Consider the following 19910-nt stretch of genomic DNA (forward strand, 5'->3'; position numbering starts at 1 on the left):
TGTAAAAAGTATGTGACGAGGGGCTGGGTGTTATGGAGCAATATAGCACAGCTTATTTTCAAAAGCTAGATTTACTAGCAAGCTTATACGCAGGGCATGCCGCTTTAAAGGATTCAATATCAACAGAGAAAGTCAACCAAATGGAGCGCTATCAACAAATCGAAGCGGCAATTGCCAAACTAAATAATGAAATAAGACTGATTGAACGGACTATTTTAAAGTCCTCAAGAAATCGTTAATAGCAGCTCAACCCATGCGTGTACATGCATGGGTTTTTATCTGTAGAGGGGAGAAAACATTGCAACATGCATCGATGAATAGAAGATCTTATTGTTGTATAGTTGAGACTTCAGCATCAAAATATAGCACTGCTTTCATAGAGCTATCCTTCTAGTTACTCGATATATCCGCTACTTTTAACACGTTATCCGTTACTCTGTCCGTTTTATCCACCAATTCGCGTATTTTATCCGTTCCCTTCCTGCTACATTGTATTATTGAACAAGCGTCAGTAAAAATTGATCGCGTTCTGCTTCCTCTTGCATTTTACTATCAATAAGCATTGCACCAGATTGGACACTTGTGATGGCATTGTCTACAAGAAATTGCACATTGACCTTGGCTATTTCATTGTCAACGGGGCAATCCCCCTTGAACTCTACGACGTCCTGTCCCTTTTGTGTTTCAAAATAAACCCAATATGGATTTTCACAGGCAGCGGCAAAGGCACTTTCTAAAGTTTTTGTACTATTTTCATACGTATAGTTTTGTACATATGTAATATATTCATTGTTTGTAATATCCTTTTGTGGGCCATAAAAGTACCAAAATACCCCTAAAATACCGATAGGCACAATCCATAATATATTCCTTTTACTTAATTTCCCCATGCTTTGCTTCCCCCTTTATGTGAATATTTTAACATCTTCTTTTGCATTTTTGCTAGCTTACGATAATATTTTCTATAGAAGGCCGTGATTCTGTTCATAACGTGAGCTTTGAATTCAAGTGGCAGTTATGATAACGTTAGTTGATAGATTTGTTTCGAAGTCGCCATTTTGTTTGGTGAAGGAGGTTTTTGCATGTATAAAAGAAGACGTGGTTTGCTCCTAGTTCTCGTGCTGATATTACTGGGTTTGTTCTTTTTTCTCGGCACAAAAATGCGGCCGGCCACACAAACGACAAGAAATTCTGAGCCATCCCCAGTCCAAGAGGAAGTATCTGAACAAGAGGGGGTGTCAGAAAATGTGGAGGTCATCCTACAGGACATAGCCAGTTTAGCACTAGAAGGAAGAGTCCCTTATGTGCCGTTTGCAGCAGGTGAGGCGGATCAACAAGTGGTTCATCAGCAATGGGGGGAGCCTCAGCAAGTAACGGAGTCAGTGAATGGACGATATGAAGCTTATCAGGATGTGACGATTGGCTTTCAAGGTTCACATGCTTTTGATATTCGTTCATTTAAAGAGGATATCAAGAAAATTCATTTAGCCGATATTAAAAATAAGCTAGGTGAACCCGATGAGGTTCGTTATTATCAGGATACAACGACCAATCAAATCATTCTTGTCTACCAAGTGAATGCCGACTATCAATTAAAATGGATTTTACCAAAACCGACTGACAGTGATCCTAATCCTGTCGTTCATCATATTTCGGTCTATACTGAATTAAAGCAACAAGCAGCTGATACGGTCAAGCAGATGACATTGGACGAAAAAATTGGTCAAATGATGTTTGCAGGTGTGTCAGGTACGACGCTTCAGCAGGACACAACAAGCCTCATTCAAGATGACAAAGTGGGTGGTTTGATTCTTTATGGTAATAATCTTGAAACCCCTCAGCAAACAGTCACATTGATGAATGACTTAATGGCTGCCAATACCAATAATCAGGTGCCCCTTTTCATAGGAACCGACCAAGAAGGTGGGAAGGTGGTTAGATTACCAGGGCCTTTAAAAAACTTCCCAACGAATAAAAGCATTGGGGATATCAATCAATCCCAATTGTCATTTAAAGTAGGTCAATTGCTAGGGGAACAATTAAAGGCATTTGGCTTTAACCTTGATTTTGCCCCTGTACTAGACGTCAATAGCAATCCGAATAATCCGATTATAGGAGATCGCTCGTTTTCGAATCATCCCGATATTGTCAGCAAATTAGGCATTCAGACAATGAAAGGGCTAGAGTCCAAGCAAGTAATTCCAGTAATCAAGCATTTCCCTGGGCACGGTGATACTTCCGTGGATTCCCATTTAGAATTGCCAAAGGTGACGAAAAGTTTGGCCGATTTAAAGCAACTGGAGCTTGTCCCCTTTAAAGATGCCATTGATAACGGTGCCGATGTGGTCATGGTTGCTCATATTTTATTACCAAAGATTGACCCACAATACCCTTCATCGATGTCGAAGGAAATTATCACAGGTATGTTAAGGGAGCAGCTAGGCTTCGATGGGGTTGTTATGACAGACGATATGACGATGAAAGCTATCACGAATCATTTTGCTATCGGTCAAGCGGCTGTAGATTCAATCAAGGCTGGCAGTGATATTATATTAATTGCCCATGAGTACACGAATGTCGCATCAGCCATAAAAGCTGTGAAGGCAGCCGTCCATGATGGAGACATAACAGAGGAGCGCATTAATGAGAGTGTCCGTCGAATCATGCAGCTAAAACAAAAGTATCAGCTTGTCAATCAACCCGTGACAGCAGTTGATATCAACAAGCTCAATACAGACATCGAAAACGTATTCAATATGTATAAATAAAGATGGAGAGGGACATACAGCAAGTAATGTATGTTCCTTTTTGTGAATGATGGATAAGGGTGAGAACGTGGATAAGGAATTCAAATTAGCTAGTCGATTATTAACGCTGTTAGATGCTGAACAAAGATGGTTTACTTTAGCGGAGGTTGAAAAAAGTTTACATGTTTCAGATAAAACCATCCGTAAGCTAGTAGAAGAAATCAATAGGCAATTGCCAGCAGCGATGACTATTGAAGTGTCTAGAGGAAAGGGAATCTTTCTACAACGCGATGGGCGAAGTACAACAGTTAGTGAAGTGGTTTCAAGCATGCTTAGACAAACAATCTTCTATCGACTAATGCATTTATTGTTTACAAATGGGCATCAATCCACCATGGAGGAGCTTGCAGAAGCTATGTTTATGAGTACCTCATCTTTGAAGAAACTGATTATGCAATTAAATAATCACGATTTGAAGCCATATAAGCTACGAATTACATACTCGACGCCAGCCATAAAGGGAAATGAATTGAATATCCGCTATTTTTACTGGAAGTTATATGGTGATGCTTATGAGTTTACAGGATGGCCATTTACGAATAGTGACTTTGATTTTATCAATCAATCCATTACGAATATAGAGAATGAGAAGAACATTGTTTATTTTATCAATTCCAAACGGAAATTATCGTTTTTAATAGCGATTGTACTTGAAAGAGTGAGAAAAGGGAACTATGTCAAAATTGCTGAGGGTGATTATCTTTGGGAAAGTGGGATTTTCTATTTGCCAGTAAAAGACTTTGCGCTGGCACTGGAAGAAAGATTCTCTATAGAATTACCAAAAAGTGAATTGTTTTTCATGCAATCCCTATTTAGCCTAAGCCAATATCATTATTATGAAGGGTCTGACATGACGCCGGAGAAAGAAATTGAATTGTACAAGAATAAAGAAGTCGATCAAATGGCGCAGCAGTTGTTAACAATATTGGCTAAGGCTTACCCCAATCTAGATAGGCAAGAGCGTTTTATCTTGGAAGTATATGAGTTTCTTGACAAGCTTTTAATCGATAACGCCATTCCTGAATGGTTGACGATTGCAAAAAGTAATTTAACAAACTATGTTCAAATCGAGTGTCAGCAGATTTATCAAGATATGCAGAACTGCATGCAAAAGTGGCAAAAAACATACCCTTCTGTCCTGTATAATGACTTTCATTTAACCAAACTCACCTTACTTGTTCGTTCAGGACTACGCTATAAAAGTAAACGAGCCTTCTTGGTCATTGGTGAGGAGTTTTCTATCCGTCATTATATAGCTAATTTGATAAAAAACGAAATTGGAGACCAGCTCATTATTAATACTTCCATTATGAAGGGGCTAACCGATGAAATGGTGGAGCAGCATCACATTGATTTTGTCATAAGTAATTTTCCTGTTGCCTTAACGACAGTGCCCGTTGTTATTATTTCAACGATTCCTTCAAAAAGGGATTTAGATAATATTCGCCAAGAATTGCTTCAGTAATTTGGTCAATTATTTCCTGTACACTACGTAACAATCTGGTCTAGTTTGTTATGATAAAAAAATCTTATACTCATAGTAGTTTCTGAACCGATTTCTTTTAAGAGAAATTGGTTTGGAAACAGCTATGGGTTTTTTTGATGGCAAATGAAAACGTTTACCTTATGGAATTTGAGATAAATAGTTGGAGGGATAAAGATGAGTAGGCATTTAGGTGCAAAAAAGGGAGAAATAGCAGAGCGTGTGCTGCTTCCTGGAGATCCTCTGCGTGCAAGATTTGTAGCAGAGCATTTTCTAGAGAAGGCTTATTGCTATAACGAAGTAAGAGGGATGTATGGTTACACAGGAATGTACAAAGGTGTGCCGATTTCAGTTCAAGGTACTGGGATGGGCAATCCATCGATGAGTATATATGGTACGGAATTGGTCAACGATTATGGCGTTAAGAAACTGGTTCGTATCGGAACATGTGGTGCGATGCAAAAGGATATTAATATCCGTGATATTATATTAGCCCAAGCAGTGTCCTCAGATAGCAATTTGACGGAGAAAATATTCTACGGTAATAATTACGCACCAACAGCAGATTTTTCTTTATTAATGAAGGCGTATCAACAAGCACAAGACAAAAAAGTAAATGTCTTTGTTGGCAATATTTATAATTCTGATGAATTCTATCGTGAAACACTAGACAGGCTTCATAAGTTTATGGAATTCGGTGTGTTAGGTGTAGAAATGGAAAGTACATCCCTCTATACTTTAGCTGCTAAATACGGGGTAAAAGCATTATCTATTTTGACGGTAGGTAGTCAATTATTAACAAATGAAAGCTTATCTCACGAGGAAAGTGAAAAGTCCTTTTATGAAATGGTGGACATTGCACTTCAGACAATCATCGATGAGTAATGCAATAGTAATCGTAAGAAAAGGGGAAGACCGTAATGAAGGCAATATTGTCTGGATTACAGTGGATGGTATTTATGCTCGCTGGTGCTATCGCAGCGCCGATTGCTATCGCAGATGTATATAATCTAACACCTATTGAGACGTCTGGGCTAATCCAAAGTACGATTATTACTTTAGGGATAGCTGGTTTTTTACAAGGGCTGATTGGTCATAAATTACCAATCCATGAAGGGCCAGCTGGTTTATGGTGGAGCATTTTTACCATTTATGCGAGTTTGGTAGGGGTATTATATTCTTCTCACATGGCTGCCTTACAAGCTTTATGTGGAGGAATGATTATAAGTGGTATTTTATTTATCCTACTTTCAGCACTTAAGCTAATGGATAAAATTGCTTGTTTATTTACACCGACCATCACTTTTATCTATTTGCTTTTATTAATCTTTCAATTAAGTGGCTCCTTTATGAAAGGAATGATGGGTATTTCGTCAAGCCACGCAACAGTAGATATTAAAGTATTTCTACTTAGTACGATGGTCATTTGTATCACCTTTTGGTTAGGCAACAATCGCTATACTATCCTGCGGCAATTTTCAATCATCATTAGTATATTGATAGGTTGGTTATTATTTGTGATTTTTGGTCAGACATCTGGGATTTCACAGGTAAATACACTAGTTAAGCTCCCTGAATTCTTCCCATTTGGAAGGCCGAGATTTGACAGTGGAACCATCACTACAGCATTCTTGTTAGCATTGCTATTAATAGTTAATGCGATTGCATCAATCCGTTTGATGGTGACAGTCATGAAACAAAAACAATCAAGGGATGATCGCCGTTATTTGCGTGCTGGATTTATGTCAGGGATTACACAACTAATTTGTGGAGGCCTGGGTGCGATCGGCTCAGTGCCAATTTCGGGGGCAGCAGGATATGTTGAACAAACAGGTATGAAGGAACGCAGGTCGTTTTTAATTGGGTGTTGCTGCGTTATCTGTATCTCCTTGCTGCCACCCTTTATGAATATATTAGCGGGTATTCCAGCACCAATAGGCTATGCTGTAACATTCGTTATTTTTGTCAAAATGGTCGGAATCTCCTTGAAGGAATTGAAAACGGTTACGCACGAGGAACGAACGTATATCGTGAGTGGCGTGTCTCTTTTAGTTGGTGTTGGTTTAATGTTTATTCCTTCATCTGCGACAAGCCAATTATCTCCTATCGTGATTGCTATTTTAAACAATGGGTTAATTTGTGGAAGTTTTTTAGCGATTATTTTAGAACAAGGATTAATCTGGAAGGAAAAACATTCGAGTAAGTCTATATCTTAAACAGAGTAAAACACGGAGGGGACAAGATGCATTATTTAATTTCTATAGTAGGACTCATGCTAGTTCTATTATTAGCATGGGTTGCAAGTAATAATAAGAAAAAGATTAAATATCGCCCCATCATGGTGATGATTGCTATCCAACTTATTTTAGGCTTTCTTTTACTTAAAACGGGTATCGGGGAATTTCTAATTAAAGGTTTTGCTGATAGTTTTGCAAAATTACTTGAATACGCCAATGAAGGTACTAATTTTGTATTCGGTGGGATGGCCAATGAAGGTGCACATACATTTTTCCTTTATGTATTAATGCCAATTGTATTTATGTCAGCAATAATTGGAATATTGCAACATTATAAAATCCTCCCATTTATTATTAAGTATATTGGTTTAGTATTAAGTAAAATAAATGGGATGGGTAAACTAGAATCATATAATGCAGTTGCAGCAGCTATAGTAGGACAAAATGAAGTATTTATTTCCGTGAAAAATCAAATTGGATTTTTACCGAAACATCGTCTGTATACATTATGTGCTTCTGCGATGTCAACGGTATCTATGTCGATTGTCGGCTCCTATATGACGATGTTAGAGCCTAAGTATGTAGTGGCAGCATTAATATTAAACTTATTTGGCGGCTTTATCATAGCCTCCATCATTAACCCGTATGACGTAAAAGCCGAAGAGGATATAATTGAAGTACAAGAAGGTGAAAAGCAAACCTTCTTTGAAATGCTAGGCGAATATATTATGGATGGGTTTAAGGTAGCCATCATCGTTGGGGTCATGTTAGTAGGTTTTGTTGGGTTGATTGCCTTGATTAATGGTGTATTTAGCGGTATATTCGGCATCTCGTTCCAAGACATCTTAGGCTATATCTTTGCTCCAATTGCCTTTGTCATGGGTGTACCTTGGCATGAAGCTGTCAATGCCGGAAGTATCATGGCGACAAAGCTTGTGGCAAATGAATTCGTTGCCATGCTGGATTTTGTTAAAATACAAGATAGTTTCAGTGAGCGCACAACAGCCATCGTATCTGTTTTCCTTATATCCTTCGCGAACTTTGGGTCCATTGGTACCATCGTGGGTGCGGTGAAAGGGTTAAATGAAAAGCAAGGGAATGTGGTTGCGCGCTTTGGATTAAAATTGCTATATGGTGCTTCACTTGTAAGTGTTCTATCAGCAATCATTATCGGCATTGTATTTTAAATAGGCTCATAAGATTTGAATGACTTAAGAGTATCTACACCATTTCCTATCACCTAAAATTGCTCAGTTACTTGGAAAAAGGGAGGGTAGATCTCTATAAATAGCTATAATTTTTAACCCTTTCGTTGATAAGAAAGGGTTTTTGCATATTATGTAAAAGGCTAGGAACATTCATAACATATAGACCTTTCACATATGGCAAAATTCTTTTTATCTCCTTGTAATATTTCTCCCTCTCAAAGTACCATATATTAATAACCTCTTAATATCCTCCAAGAAAAGGCAACAGCTTCTACACTTTTACCTATTTCGATGGTTTAAATTGCCATATAGGTCTTTAGACAGTTGAGTCATTTCTGTCTTTCTTATAATATGTAATTATTGTTGAAAATGATAATCATTATCAACGTTTGTCAACAATTCAATTGTTTCCATTTACTTCTTATCATCTCATCAGTCTTTTTAATTTGGAAGACTCATTTTTTTAACAGTGAATGATAATAATTATCATTTGATAGGGAGAAGGCTCTGTGAAAGGATGGTTAATGAATGCAACAGATGGCTAAACAGATTGCAGAAAATGCAACGTTTCAAGCGTTTATGAATTGTTATATACGAGAGGTGAGTAGCGGACACTGGGTCAGAAAGGAGGAATGGATAAAAGAACAGCGACTATCTATCCTGATGACAGAGGAATATATATTAGAAATCGAGTTGCCATTACAAAACACACGTTTTGCATTTGGCATGGAATACAAATCTCTTGTTGGAAGACATAAATTTGGTGACTCGTTGAAGTATTGTACGAAACAAAAACAATGGCTTGTCGAAGATAAATTAACAATACTCATCACATTTATTCAGGAACTCCATTTTATGGCAAAGAAGGATGGATGTCATGAACTTTCCTCCCATTTTGATGAACTCATTCTTCGCATAATTGAGAGCTATCAAACGATGACAAATTATATTGAAAAGCGTCTGGAAAATAAGAAACAAAATGGAGCTAACGGTACGTTTATTGAAGCTGAGCAATCACTCTTACTTGGACATTGGCTCCATCCGACACCTAAAAGCAGACAAGGGATGTCAGATTGGCAGCAAACGAGTTTTGCTCCAGAGTTACAAGGTTCTTTTCAGCTTCACTATTTTCGTGTTGACCGTAAAAATGTAAAAGAGTCCTCTGTATTAGAAAAAAGTGCAAGTGAACTCATTTCTCAGTCTTTAACAACATCACAACCTGATTTTGTGATGTCAGAGAAGGATTGTCTCATTCCGATGCATCCGCTTCAAGCACAATGGCTTTTGCAGCAACCGCATGTAAAAAAAGCGCTTGCTGAAGGATGGATAAAATACGAAGGTGCACTTGGGGCACTTTATACAGCAACCTCCTCGATAAGAACGGTATATAGCACAAATGAAGAAATGATGTATAAGTTTTCAATTCCAGTCAAAATAACGAATTCATTGCGGGTGACTAGAACGCATGAATTAAAAGCTGGGATTGTTATGGCTCGGTTAATGAATAAGATTGATTTCTTACAGAACCATCCATCTTTTCGGATGATTGATGATCCAGCCTATATGACTGTAGAGTTCCCAAATCAGGCGGAATCAGGGTTTGAGGTTATTTTTCGCTCAAATGTATTTCCTGAAGGACAGGATGAAGGAATCTGCATGATCGCTACGCTTTTGCAAGAGCCCCTACCAAAAGAAAAATCAAAATTATGTCAGCTCATCATGAAAATTGCTCAATCAGAATTCCGATCATTAGAGAGTGTAAGCTTAGATTGGTTTAAGGCTTATTGGAAATGTTCGATTGAATCGTTATTAAGATTATACGATGAGAATGGAATAGCTCTCGAAGCACACCAGCAAAATAGTTTGTTAAACATTTCTTCCAGTTATCCAACTACTTATTATTATCGTGATAACCAAGGTTATTACTTATCAAAAACATATAAAGAAGTACTTCTTTCAATAGAGCCTTCTTTACATGAAACAGAAGAGCTATTTTACGAAGATGCCCTTATTCATGATAGATTTACATATTATTTATTTATGAATCAATTGTTTCCCGTTATTTCTCGATTTGGAGCCGATCAGCTAATCGATGAAAAAATTCTTTTGAAGTGGTCTATCGATCAACTGCACTTATTAGAAAAAGAATTTACAGGTTTCGGGAAGGCATTTATTCGTAACATTCTAAAGCAAGAGGAGCTTGCGTTCAAAGCAAATTTATTAACAAGATTTCATGATGTAGATGAACTAGAAGCCGAGCTTGAACAAGCGGTATATACGAAAGTGCCAAATCCGTTCGTTGTTCAGTATGAGGAGGCAGAATATGAAGCAGCTACAGCCTTTAGTTACTAAACAAGAAGAGCTACGTGTAAGGCGGCAGCTTGTAGAAGCAATGATGTTTGAAGGACTAATCAAATATGAAGAAACGCCTCTAGATAAATGGTCTTCCATTTTTACTCTTGTTGGACAGAAATGTACCTATCGTTGTGAAGGGCGAAGAATGGCCTTTGATCGTATCCGAATAAAGGGCGATAGTATTTTTCTAGTAGGAAAAGATGAGACGTTACTAGAAGCTACGCTTGAGGATCTAGTAGATGAATTACTATCTACTCGTAAAGACAAAGTTCGTTTACTGGAAGAACTTCATTTAACGAGTAAGCTTTGTCAATGGAATGAGCGTCATCTCCAAATGCCCATGTCGAGAAGAAATTCGAGCTATGAAGAATTAGAATCAGAAATCATGGAAGGGCATCCCTATCATCCTTGTTTCAAATCTAGAACCGGTTTTACAATTGACGACCATAAAAACTATGGCCCTGAGGCAAAGCAATCATTTACCCTTCAATGGGTTGCGGTGAGAAGAAGCTACGTACGAATCACCGTTCTTGAGGAAGAGAGCTTTTGGAAAAGAGAGCTAGGACATTTTCTGTGGGAAGACCTTCTAGCAAAGCTTGCGATTTTCGGTGGAACATTTGACGACTATACGTTCCTCCCTGTTCATCCTTGGCAATGGCATAACCTGAAAATGGAACTAGCTGGATTAATTGAGCAAAAAGATTTAATCCCTCTAAATGTGAAAGGAGATTACTATAGGGCAACCCAATCAGTACGAACATTATGGAATGTTTCACATCCTGAAAAGGCGCAATTAAAATGTGCAATGAATATGGTGAATACTTCTTCCTTGCGAAAGTTACATTCTCATGCTGTTTGTGCCGCTCCTCCTATTTCATCATGGCTTAAACAGGTGATTCAATTAGATGCCTATTTACAAAAGGAAGCATCGCTTATTGTACTGGAGGAATATGCAGGTATTATTTTTGAACCGAATGCCAAAAAGCATAGTAGCAAACTAGAAGGTCAGCTTGGTACCATATGGCGAGAAAGTGTGCGCTTGTATATGAAGGATGAAGAGGAAGCGGTTCCTTTTACAGTACTAATGATGATGGAGAGAGATGGGCGTCCATTTATTGATGATTGGCTTTCCCGATATGGAGCAGAGGAGTGGGTAAAACGCTTGATCGAAGTGAGTGTTATTCCTGTGTGGCACTTGCTGGTCGCCCATGGTATTGCGCTGGAGGCACATGCACAAAACATGATTTTATTGCATCAAAATGGGTGGCCCACTCGGGTTGTACTGAGGGATTTCCATGACAGTATCGAATATATGGAAGAATTCATTGCAGACAGAAGCCTCGTTCCAGACTTTGCAACGATACACGAACGTTTTAAAGATGCACCTGTCGATCAGTATTATTGGATGTCTTCTCTAGAGGCTTTACGAGAATTAATTATGGATACACTATTCGTATTTCATTTAAGTGAACTATCGTATTTGCTAGAGGAGCAGTATGACTTTGCAGAAACACATTTTTGGTGTCAAGTTAAGGACAGCTTACAGAAGCACTTGGAACGCTTTCCATCGTTATGTGCAAGACATGAACAGCTTCAGCATACTAGCACACAAATTTATGTTGAATCTTTGCTAACTAAGAAAGTTCAAAATCAAGAGGAAGGTAATTTTCGACATATCGTCAACAATACGTTGGCGCAAGCGGATAAAAAGGAGAAATGATGATGTTTTATGTCAATGATCAATTTTATGCAGTAGAAGATATTGAGAAGCAATTTGAAATATATGAAAGCTTACCTCATTTAAGGGAGTGTAACAATCGCAGACTAGCTATTTGTACGGATGATACTTTCCAATATATAGCTCTTTGTTTATACATTCGCGAAAAAGGGGGATCAGTTGTCCCCATCCATTCAGCAACGCCGAAAGAGGGAGCTGTGCGGCTTGCTTCTTCAGCAGGTAGTCATCTGCTGTTGTTCCAATCGATTGATACTTTCATTGAACTATCAAATCATTGCAATAACCAAGAGGGCGTATTAGTTCAAATGAGCTCAGGCACAACAGGCGCTCCGAAATGTATTGAACGAACGTGGGGCTCTGTGGAAAAAGAGATTGAAAGTTATGTGACGATGTTACCTGTCGATTCCTTGACAAATTCGGTTGTTGCTTGTCCAGTAACTCATTCCTATGGCTTCATTTGTGGTGTTTTGGCTTGCCTAAGAAGGGGAGCAAAGCCAGTTATTATTACAAATAATAACCCTAAATATATTTTGAAAAAGCTAAAAGAATATCCTCAACACATACTCTATGGGGCCCCAGCGTTACTTTATACATTAAGTCGATTATTACCGATGGGTGAACAATTTGATCGTGTTATGACGTCAGGAACTTTGATGCCGCATAGCTGGCTGACAACATTAAGAGAGAAATCTCGCCAAGTACTCCAGCAGTATGGCTGCTCTGAAGCAGGCTGTGTTGCGATTCACCCTAATGTGGAAGATCCGAAAGAAATGGGCTACCCACTTCCTCATGTAAAGGTAACAGCCGGTGATAAACAAACACCGAGCGAAATTATTATTGAATTGTCGACACAAACGATTTATACGAAAGATCTTGGCTATATAGAAGATAATGTTCTGTCTTTTCTAGCAAGAATAGATGACACGATTAATGTAGCAGGCTTGAATGTGTATCCGCAAGAAGTGGAAACCGTGTTAATGGATGACCCAAGAATAGTCGAAGCAGTTGTATATAAGAAACAAGATAACCTGTCAGGAGAGCGGGTATGTGCACTATATGTGTCTACTGAACCAATCGATAATATGGAGCTTCGAGAATGGTGCCGAAAATTTCTAGCTCCACATCAAGTTCCAATAGAGTTTTTGCCTGTTCAAGAAATTGAAAAGCTGCCTAATGGAAAAATAAGTAGAAAAAAACTTGGAGGCATACCAGTATGACGCGACAACAATTGATTCAGAGCATCTATGATATTATGGAAAATTCATTAGAGTTGCCGACACTGTCTTCTTTCAATGAAGATGCCCGATTAAATGAGGATTTGTATATGGATTCCATTATGGTCCTTCAACTGATTCTTCATATAGAGCTGGATCTTGGCATTGCCATCCCCGATGAGGTTCTCGTTCCTAAAGATTTCAAAACAGTAGGAACATTAGCAAGCTTTTTAGAAAAACAGCAAAAGGTAGAATAATCGGAGGCCAAAAATGATAAAAGTTCATTGTTTTGTAAGCTGTGTTTGTGAGGTTATTAAGAAAACGAAAGGTGTCGATCATAGGCCCTACTATTTTGGGGTATGGGACGCTGATTTTGATGTGCTTGATAATGGTGTGCTAACATACCATTCTGATCAAATCGATCATGATTTCTTTCAAACATGGTATGAAATGCTCTATGGCATCAAGCTTTACAAATGGTATGACGAAAAGCAGTCTAAACAAGAAAATATAAACAAATTGCTAGGGCTAGTAGAGAATAAATCGCCACATCAGCATGTGATGGTGATGCTGGATTTATCGATGCTGCCAGAGCGAGAGAATAAATTTCATCAACGTCCATTCCCTCATTATGTGATGCTAGAATCGACCGAAAATGAAGAAGAGTGGTTTATGTATGACCCTGATTTTCGCTGGGAAGGAATTTTACCGAAGGAGCGAATTTTAGCTGCAATCCAAGAGCCAACTGTCAAAGGTGGCTATTACTTTGATTCTGAGACGATTATTGCTCCTACTACAGAGACGGTTGAAGCCTATTTTAATACATGCATCAAGCTTGATTGTAATCCGTTGACAGATGCCGTTACCGAAATTATGAAAAAGTCTATCGCAGGAAAAGAACGTCTGTCAAAACTACCGACGGCCTTAAAGCAATTGCCAGTTATCGCGATTAGAAAGTATGCATATGAGCATGCATTTGCATTTTTTTGGGAAGCACTTGGGCGAGAAGAGGAAGGCTTTGACACATGGTGTGATGAAATTGAGCGTCTAGTGACTGGCTATACAACGATTCAGTATCGAGCGATGAAGCTGGCGATGACGCAAGATTTGTTATTGGTGGAAAATATTTTTGTGAAGTTAGAAGAACAAAATCAGCTTGAGTTCAAAATCAAGCAAGGATTACAAGAATGTTTTCAAGCATGGTTAACATTACAGCACAAGAAAGAGGTCATGTTATGAAACTATCAATTTGTACAATCTCATTTCGGCACCATCTCCACTCGATGGAGCAATTAGCTCAATTTGCTAAAACACAAGGCTTTCAAGGAATCGAGCTCTGGGGCATTCATGCAAAGAACTTGGCAGATGAACCTCATTATGGAGCAGATTGGCTAAGCTCCTACGGTTTGGAAACGAGCATGCTTAGTGATTATTTGCCATTAGATGCACCCGTTTCGGAGATGATGGCTGAAACAGAAAGATTATCTGCACTTGCCAAGCGCTGGGGAACAAATAAAATTCGTACATTTGTAGGAAAGCAAGGCAGCTCAGACACGAGTAAGAAAGAAAGGGTAGAACTTATTGTCAGACTTACAATGCTCTGTGATTATCTTGAGTCACAAGGACAAAACTTGCTGGTAGAAACTCATCCAAATACATTAACAGATAATCTACCTTCAACCATGCAGTTACTTGAAGAAACGAATCACTCAAGCCTACGAGTGAACTTTGACGTTTTACATATATGGGAATCAGGAATGAACCCGATTGTCGCCATGAAGCAACTACGTCCTTATATCTCACATTTTCATTTTAAAAATATTGCCTCACGTGCTCAACTAGATGTTTTTTCACCAAACAATGTGTATGCGGCAGCAGGGTCTAGGGAAGGAATGGTTCCTTTGTTTGAAGGTGCTATTGATTATGGTGAATTCCTAGCAGAAGCAGTTTCAACGATGGAGGTAGATGCATCATTGGAATGGTTTGGATCGAATGTGATGAGCGTATTAGCAAAAGATAGTCAAGAGGTTAAGAAGGCGTTGCAGTTGGTGCAAATATAGTGTAAGGCTGTTTATACCCAGCAATGATGATGGGGTATATGGCTGCTGAGTTGGTTAAATCACAGCAGCCTGATTCCTCGATTTGAAGGGTCATTTTAGTTCATAGATTTTAATAAGTGATATTTTTAATTGTTTAAAGTAAAATAGTAGTAAGGTATTCACCATCAACTCAACTAATCTGATTAGTTGAGTTTTATGTTTTTATAGAAAAGCTACGAAACTATTTTAAAGAAGATGTGATGATCAATGGGGAAAATCGCCATTTTGGCAGAGAAGCCATCTCAAGCAAGGGCTTATGCAGATGCATTTAAAATAAAGAAAAAAGAGAAAACATTTATTGAACTGGAACCTTGTTCAACTTTTCCTAATGGTGCAGTCATTACCTGGGCAGTGGGTCATCTTGTTGAATTAAAGGAACCAAAAGAATATCAGAAGGAATGGGAGAAATGGTCACTGGGATCATTACCGATCATTCCACAAAAATTTGAAGATAAAGTTGTCTCTAAAATGTATACACAATTTCATGCAGTCAAAAAAATCTTTAATGATCCGCAAGTAACCATGATTTATAATGGCTGCGATAGTGAACGTGAGGGTTCAAATATCTTCTACTCCCTTTTAAAAATGACGAAAGTCAACAAGCCTGTTAAACGATTATGGATCAATTCATTAGAGGTTGAGGAAATTCGAAAAGGTTTTAATCATATGCAAAGTAATGAGCGTGATTTGCTCATGTACCAAGAAGCAAAAACACGTCAAATTAGCGATTGGTTAGTAGGGATGAACTGTAGTCGCCTCTATACGCTACTTTTACAAAAAAAGGGCTTTAGGGGCAGTATCTCCATCGGACGTGTGCAATCACCAACCGTCTATTTAATTTATAAAAGACAGCAGGAAATCGAACATTTCAAGCCTGAAAAATTTTATGAAATTGAAGGGGTTTTCAAAGCACAAAATGGTATATATAAAGGGAAGGCAAATTTAAAAACGAAAGAGCGTGCAGAGGCTGTGCAATTATTGCAACAGCATGGGATTGAACCGCTGGATACGGGTCTAATTACAAGTGTAACGAATAAAACGAAGCGGATCGCACCACCTAAACTACATGCGTTATCAACATTACAAGCTGCTGCCAATAAGCGTTGGAAATACAGTCCATCGCATGTGTTGAAACTTACGCAATCACTTTATGAGAAAAAGCTCGTTTCTTATCCACGTACTGATTCTCAGCTCATTACACATCATGAGTTTGCCTATTTAAATGACTCATTGGCCAACTATCAGCAGCTCGTGGGAAAGTCATTTCATGCAATCAACCGAGGGAATAACAAACGCTACGTCGATAGTGCCAACGTTGGGGAGCACTATGCTATTATCCCAACGAAAAAAGTGCCGACAGAAAAAGCGTTACAATCCATGAATGCGGATGAACGAAATATTTATTTTGAAATCGTCAATACGACACTCGCTATGTTTCACCAAGATTATCAATACGACGAAAAAACGATCATAACGAATGTCAAAAACGTTGCGTTTAAAACGGTAGGGAAAACAGAGCTTGTAAAAGGTTGGAAAGAATTGTTTTCAAATGAGAAAGAGTTGCAGGAGCGTGAAGAGTCGTTACCTGTTGTTTTCCAAGATGAGATGGTACAAAGTAAGGTTTCTATTTTAGAAGGCACGACAACGGCTCCTAAGCCTTATACAGAAGGTCAACTCATTACGATGATGAAAACATGTGGTAAATCGGTTGAGGATGAAGAGGAAATCGAGGTGCTGAAGTCGATTGAAGGTATTGGGACGGAAGCAACTCGTAGTGGCATTATCGAGACGATTAAAAAGCATGGATTTATTGAAGTACGAAAAAATATCGTGAGTATTACGCCTAAGGGTGCGCTTTTATGTCGAGCAATTGAAGGAACATTACTGTCAAGTCCATCGATGACGGCAAAATGGGAAATTTATTTACATAAAATTGGTCATGGAGAAGGGTCAGCCAAACATTTTATTGAAAGCATAGGCAAGTTTATTAATCAATTAATAGCGGAAGTGCCTAAACAGTTAGAGTCACTTACAATTGAAGCGGAGCAGTTTAAACCAGCTGTTGTGAAAGATATTGTGATGTGTCCGACATGTAAAGTAGGAAAAATAGGTTTGCGTAAAAGTTTTTACGGTTGTTCGAATTATAAAAATGGTTGTAAGCAAACGTTTCCAGGAAGGCTATTAGGAAAAAAACTAACGGAGAAGAATATTCATGATTTATGTAAGATTGGTAAAACAGCTGTGATGAAAGGGTTTAAATCAAAGAGTGGCAAACAATTTAATGCGTCACTCCGTTTGGTAGAAGGGAAAATTGAATTTGAGTTTAATGAAAAGTAAAGCGGGGGAGCTTTATGATCTATGGTGCAAAAAAACTGATCAATTGAATTCATTTTATAGCTTTTGCTAACAGTCTTATGTGGATCGAGCAATATAGACAGAAAACCCGAGCTAGTCAAATCATATAGTTCGGGATTTTTTATGGGCTAATGTGAGGTTAATTTTTGATAGTGATGAAGGAGATTCTCTACTTGGTCTTGGATTATTTGTTGTAATGCTTTGGGCTTCACGGAGATAATATGCTGACCATACCTCATAAAATAATTGCCGATAAATGTTTCTTCTCCTGGGTTGTAAAAGCCCTTAATTACAGTTTTATCATCCATTTCTAGTGTCATAGAAGGGTAATGTTCTTTATAAAAAATATCCTTTGCCTGTGCTGAAATTTCTACCTCAAATGCAATACGTTTCTTTGGTTGATCCATTTCTAATGACCGATTGATTAGTGCGTCTAGAGAAAAGTGCATGCTACTATCTATTACTTCAATGGACGTTATTTTATCACATCTGAAAACCTTCACTTTCTTCGTATCCACTTCTATGCCAGTTACATACCATTGCCCAAATTTAGCAGATATTTTGAAAAATTGAACATGGTAATCTTTTGGCTCATTATTTTTTTGATATTGAAATTGACAGCTATATTCATGAAGAATACTCATTAAAATCTTATCTAAAAAAAGACTAATATGATGATGCTGGTTAGCTTCAAATTGCAGGACTTTTTTCATTTGATGCATCTGTTCTACTTGATGTTTAGACAGACAGCTTTCAAATTTTTCATTTAATTGATTAACACTTAGATGAAAAGGTGTTGATTGGTAAGATTCTAATGTGAGCATAGCAAAGTACAAAGCATATACCTCATCCAATGTAAAAACAATAGGGGATAATAGCCTGTTTTTTAAGATGCCATACCGTCCATGTCTTCCATGTTCAGCAAAAATCGGCATGCCTAATTGCTCTAAAGAATGAACATCACGTAGCGCTGTACTTTTAGAAATGCTGTAGGTAGTCATTAAATCCGTTAAATTAAAAAATTCCCGACCATTTAAGTATCTAATCATATCATTAAGTCGTTCTGATTTTTTCATGGCTATCTCCTTAAAAGGTGTCATGTTTTGATACCTTTATATTCTAAAATAAGGGTTAGGTAATATCAATGGAGTTATTATCTAACTATTTTACTAAGGGAGATTGATACGATGAGTGCCACACTTGAAGTCGCTATTTTTTTATCCATGAACGGAAAGGCAAAAGAAGCTGTCCAATTTTACAAAGAACATTTGAATGCGGAGGAACTGTTGCTTGTGACATATGAGGATATGGCAAAACGTGACAAGACAATGCGTCTTACAGAAGAAAATAAACAGTATATAGCACATGCTGTTTTATTAATTGGCAAAACAAAGCTAATGCTAGCAGAAGCTACAATGGATGTTACGGAACACTATGTAGTAGGAAATCATTCCTCATTATGTATACAGAGCGCAGACCTAGAAGAAATGGAGCATTTTTATAAGAGCTTAACGTCAGATGAAAGAGTAAGAATCATTGTTCCGTTATCCAGTAATGTTTTTAGTAAAGCTTATGGCATTATCGAAGACCCGTTCGGCATTCAAATACAATTAATGTTTGATGAAAGATTACTAAATGGCGCATAGGTAAGTCCTTTGGGTATGGGCTTAACCTATACCCAAATCTTCTTTACTTTTCAAAGGGGTTGTCAATATAAGGCCCTTTAATGGTAATACGCATGAGCTGGGTCGCCATAAATTTTGGTGTATACGGCATATCATGTTCCAACCACCAAACAATCACTTCAAGAAAGGCAGCGGCATAAAACCGTACAGCCATCTCACGGGGCACTGTTAGCTTTTGATCGTTAGGCTCCATAATTTGAATGCCACTTGAGACGAAATTGATAATAATGTTTTTCAAACCATCAGAGAAATAAGGGATATTCTTTTCCGTGAGATAAACCTTATAAAGCTTACTATTCAGCGCTATTTGTTCAAATAAATGCATAAATGTCTCGTGAGGCTGGTCATAATTTGGTAATAAATCAAAATCCTTTTTCTCCTCAAAGTTTGGACGAATACTACTGACAAGCTCATGCAAAGTTTCTTCTGAGCTTTGATAGAGAAGGTCCAGCTTATCACGGTAGTGTAAATAAAAAGTGGCACGATTTAATGTGGCTCGTTGTGTAATATCTTGAACTGTAATCTTCTCATAGCCTTGTTCATCAATTAATTCCACCAGTGCATCTCTTAATAATTGGCGTGTTCGGATGACGCGGGGGTCCATTTTTTTCGACATTTTTATGCTCCTTGTATCAAATTTTCTATTTAAACAACAGATTTATTGTGAATGTTGTGTAAGCATCATAACAGGTTTTTGTGTTGTTTGCCCTTTTTAAATAGCGAGTTATA

Annotated in this window: 17 protein-coding genes; 14 read left to right on the forward strand and 3 right to left on the reverse strand. The window is 38.0% G+C overall.

The genetic code is table 11. The features are described 5' to 3' along the window. The first annotated feature begins 32 nt into the window (after positions 1-32). Positions 33-239, forward strand: a complete 207-nt coding sequence (locus NST76_RS09410; RefSeq protein ID WP_271913097.1) for a hypothetical protein — start codon at positions 33-35, stop codon at positions 237-239. 255 nt (positions 240-494) lie between these two features. On the opposite strand, the gene NST76_RS09415 is transcribed toward NST76_RS09410, so the two are convergent. After that, the gene (locus NST76_RS09415; protein ID WP_101966786.1) at positions 495-890 is read right to left on the reverse strand and encodes a glucosamine 6-phosphate synthetase; all 396 of its coding nucleotides are present in this window, start codon (positions 888-890) and stop codon (positions 495-497) included. 192 nt (positions 891-1082) lie between these two features. Here NST76_RS09415 and nagZ point away from each other — a divergent pair, with 192 nt between their 5' ends. From nagZ to topB, 12 genes are all read left to right on the forward strand, one after another. Further along, complete coding sequence (gene nagZ / locus NST76_RS09420; protein ID WP_342535581.1) at positions 1083-2768, forward strand: beta-N-acetylhexosaminidase; 1686 nt, start codon at positions 1083-1085, stop codon at positions 2766-2768. A gap of 67 nt (positions 2769-2835) precedes the next feature. Further along, a complete protein-coding gene (locus tag NST76_RS09425) occupies positions 2836-4272 on the forward strand; it encodes a helix-turn-helix domain-containing protein (protein WP_342545072.1) in 1437 nt (478 codons plus the stop codon). Between the two features lie 195 nt (positions 4273-4467). Next, positions 4468-5175: a purine-nucleoside phosphorylase gene (deoD, locus tag NST76_RS09430; RefSeq protein ID WP_036127436.1), complete on the forward strand. Its 708-nt coding sequence runs from the start codon at positions 4468-4470 to the stop codon at positions 5173-5175. A 35-nt stretch (positions 5176-5210) separates the two neighbouring features. Beyond that, positions 5211-6506 carry a purine/pyrimidine permease gene (locus NST76_RS09435; protein WP_342545073.1) on the forward strand — a complete coding sequence of 432 codons (1296 nt, stop codon included), beginning with the start codon at positions 5211-5213 and terminating at the stop codon, positions 6504-6506. Between the two features lie 26 nt (positions 6507-6532). Further along, positions 6533-7714 (forward strand): NupC/NupG family nucleoside CNT transporter, encoded by a 1182-nt coding sequence (locus NST76_RS09440; RefSeq protein ID WP_036127430.1) that lies wholly within the window; start codon positions 6533-6535, stop codon positions 7712-7714. Between the two features lie 549 nt (positions 7715-8263). Next, positions 8264-10087, forward strand: a complete 1824-nt coding sequence (locus NST76_RS09445) for an IucA/IucC family protein (RefSeq protein ID WP_342545076.1) — start codon at positions 8264-8266, stop codon at positions 10085-10087. Then, the gene (locus NST76_RS09450; RefSeq protein WP_342535585.1) at positions 10059-11810 is read left to right on the forward strand and encodes an IucA/IucC family protein; all 1752 of its coding nucleotides are present in this window, start codon (positions 10059-10061) and stop codon (positions 11808-11810) included. The genes NST76_RS09445 and NST76_RS09450 overlap by 29 nt, the downstream gene beginning before the upstream one ends. Then, positions 11807-13045 carry an AMP-binding protein gene (locus NST76_RS09455; RefSeq protein ID WP_249663923.1) on the forward strand — a complete coding sequence of 413 codons (1239 nt, stop codon included), beginning with the start codon at positions 11807-11809 and terminating at the stop codon, positions 13043-13045. The genes NST76_RS09450 and NST76_RS09455 overlap by 4 nt, the downstream gene beginning before the upstream one ends. Beyond that, entirely contained in the window at positions 13042-13299 is a 258-nt protein-coding gene (asbD, locus tag NST76_RS09460) for a petrobactin biosynthesis protein AsbD (RefSeq protein WP_036127419.1), read from the forward strand. Before NST76_RS09455 ends, asbD begins: the two co-directional genes overlap by 4 nt. 13 nt (positions 13300-13312) lie before the next feature. After that, the gene (locus NST76_RS09465; RefSeq protein WP_089932327.1) at positions 13313-14281 is read left to right on the forward strand and encodes a DUF6005 family protein; all 969 of its coding nucleotides are present in this window, start codon (positions 13313-13315) and stop codon (positions 14279-14281) included. After that, a complete protein-coding gene (locus NST76_RS09470) occupies positions 14278-15102 on the forward strand; it encodes a sugar phosphate isomerase/epimerase (RefSeq protein WP_058844991.1) in 825 nt (274 codons plus the stop codon). Before NST76_RS09465 ends, NST76_RS09470 begins: the two co-directional genes overlap by 4 nt. 246 nt (positions 15103-15348) lie before the next feature. Continuing rightward, entirely contained in the window at positions 15349-17478 is a 2130-nt protein-coding gene (gene topB / locus NST76_RS09475) for a DNA topoisomerase III (RefSeq protein WP_342545078.1), read from the forward strand. Positions 17479-17624: 146 nt separating this feature from the next. Here topB and NST76_RS09480 read toward each other — a convergent pair whose 3' ends face one another. Next, positions 17625-18572 carry a WYL domain-containing protein gene (locus tag NST76_RS09480; protein ID WP_089932321.1) on the reverse strand — a complete coding sequence of 316 codons (948 nt, stop codon included), beginning with the start codon at positions 18570-18572 and terminating at the stop codon, positions 17625-17627. Positions 18573-18683: 111 nt separating this feature from the next. Here NST76_RS09480 and NST76_RS09485 point away from each other — a divergent pair, with 111 nt between their 5' ends. Next, a complete protein-coding gene (locus NST76_RS09485) occupies positions 18684-19142 on the forward strand; it encodes a VOC family protein (protein ID WP_089932319.1) in 459 nt (152 codons plus the stop codon). Positions 19143-19185: 43 nt separating this feature from the next. Here the strand turns inward: NST76_RS09485 and NST76_RS09490 are convergent, their stop codons facing one another. Beyond that, positions 19186-19797: a TetR/AcrR family transcriptional regulator gene (locus tag NST76_RS09490; protein WP_036117321.1), complete on the reverse strand. Its 612-nt coding sequence runs from the start codon at positions 19795-19797 to the stop codon at positions 19186-19188. Positions 19798-19910: the final 113 nt, after the last annotated feature.

It is taken from the genome of Lysinibacillus sp. FSL W7-1291, assembly GCF_038593415.1.
GTDB classification, from domain to species: Bacteria; Bacillota; Bacilli; order Bacillales_A; family Planococcaceae; genus Lysinibacillus; species Lysinibacillus fusiformis_D.

What these genes read in the sequence shown, in the direction of transcription:
- NST76_RS09435 (WP_342545073.1), top strand. Translation starts at nt 5,211, where the DNA reads ATGAAGGCAATATTGTCTGGATTACAGTGGATGGTATTTATGCTCGCT.
- NST76_RS09445 (WP_342545076.1), top strand. Translation starts at nt 8,264, where the DNA reads ATGCAACAGATGGCTAAACAGATTGCAGAAAATGCAACGTTTCAAGCG.
- NST76_RS09470 (WP_058844991.1), top strand. Translation starts at nt 14,278, where the DNA reads ATGAAACTATCAATTTGTACAATCTCATTTCGGCACCATCTCCACTCG.
- nagZ (WP_342535581.1), top strand. Translation starts at nt 1,083, where the DNA reads ATGTATAAAAGAAGACGTGGTTTGCTCCTAGTTCTCGTGCTGATATTA.
- NST76_RS09455 (WP_249663923.1), top strand. Translation starts at nt 11,807, where the DNA reads ATGATGATGTTTTATGTCAATGATCAATTTTATGCAGTAGAAGATATT.
- NST76_RS09465 (WP_089932327.1), top strand. Translation starts at nt 13,313, where the DNA reads ATGATAAAAGTTCATTGTTTTGTAAGCTGTGTTTGTGAGGTTATTAAG.
- NST76_RS09450 (WP_342535585.1), top strand. Translation starts at nt 10,059, where the DNA reads ATGAAGCAGCTACAGCCTTTAGTTACTAAACAAGAAGAGCTACGTGTA.
- NST76_RS09485 (WP_089932319.1), top strand. Translation starts at nt 18,684, where the DNA reads ATGAGTGCCACACTTGAAGTCGCTATTTTTTTATCCATGAACGGAAAG.
- asbD (WP_036127419.1), top strand. Translation starts at nt 13,042, where the DNA reads ATGACGCGACAACAATTGATTCAGAGCATCTATGATATTATGGAAAAT.
- deoD (WP_036127436.1), top strand. Translation starts at nt 4,468, where the DNA reads ATGAGTAGGCATTTAGGTGCAAAAAAGGGAGAAATAGCAGAGCGTGTG.
- NST76_RS09410 (WP_271913097.1), top strand. Translation starts at nt 33, where the DNA reads ATGGAGCAATATAGCACAGCTTATTTTCAAAAGCTAGATTTACTAGCA.
- NST76_RS09480 (WP_089932321.1), bottom strand. Translation starts at nt 18,572, where the DNA reads ATGAAAAAATCAGAACGACTTAATGATATGATTAGATACTTAAATGGT.
- NST76_RS09440 (WP_036127430.1), top strand. Translation starts at nt 6,533, where the DNA reads ATGCATTATTTAATTTCTATAGTAGGACTCATGCTAGTTCTATTATTA.
- NST76_RS09415 (WP_101966786.1), bottom strand. Translation starts at nt 890, where the DNA reads ATGGGGAAATTAAGTAAAAGGAATATATTATGGATTGTGCCTATCGGT.
- topB (WP_342545078.1), top strand. Translation starts at nt 15,349, where the DNA reads ATGGGGAAAATCGCCATTTTGGCAGAGAAGCCATCTCAAGCAAGGGCT.
- NST76_RS09490 (WP_036117321.1), bottom strand. Translation starts at nt 19,797, where the DNA reads ATGTCGAAAAAAATGGACCCCCGCGTCATCCGAACACGCCAATTATTA.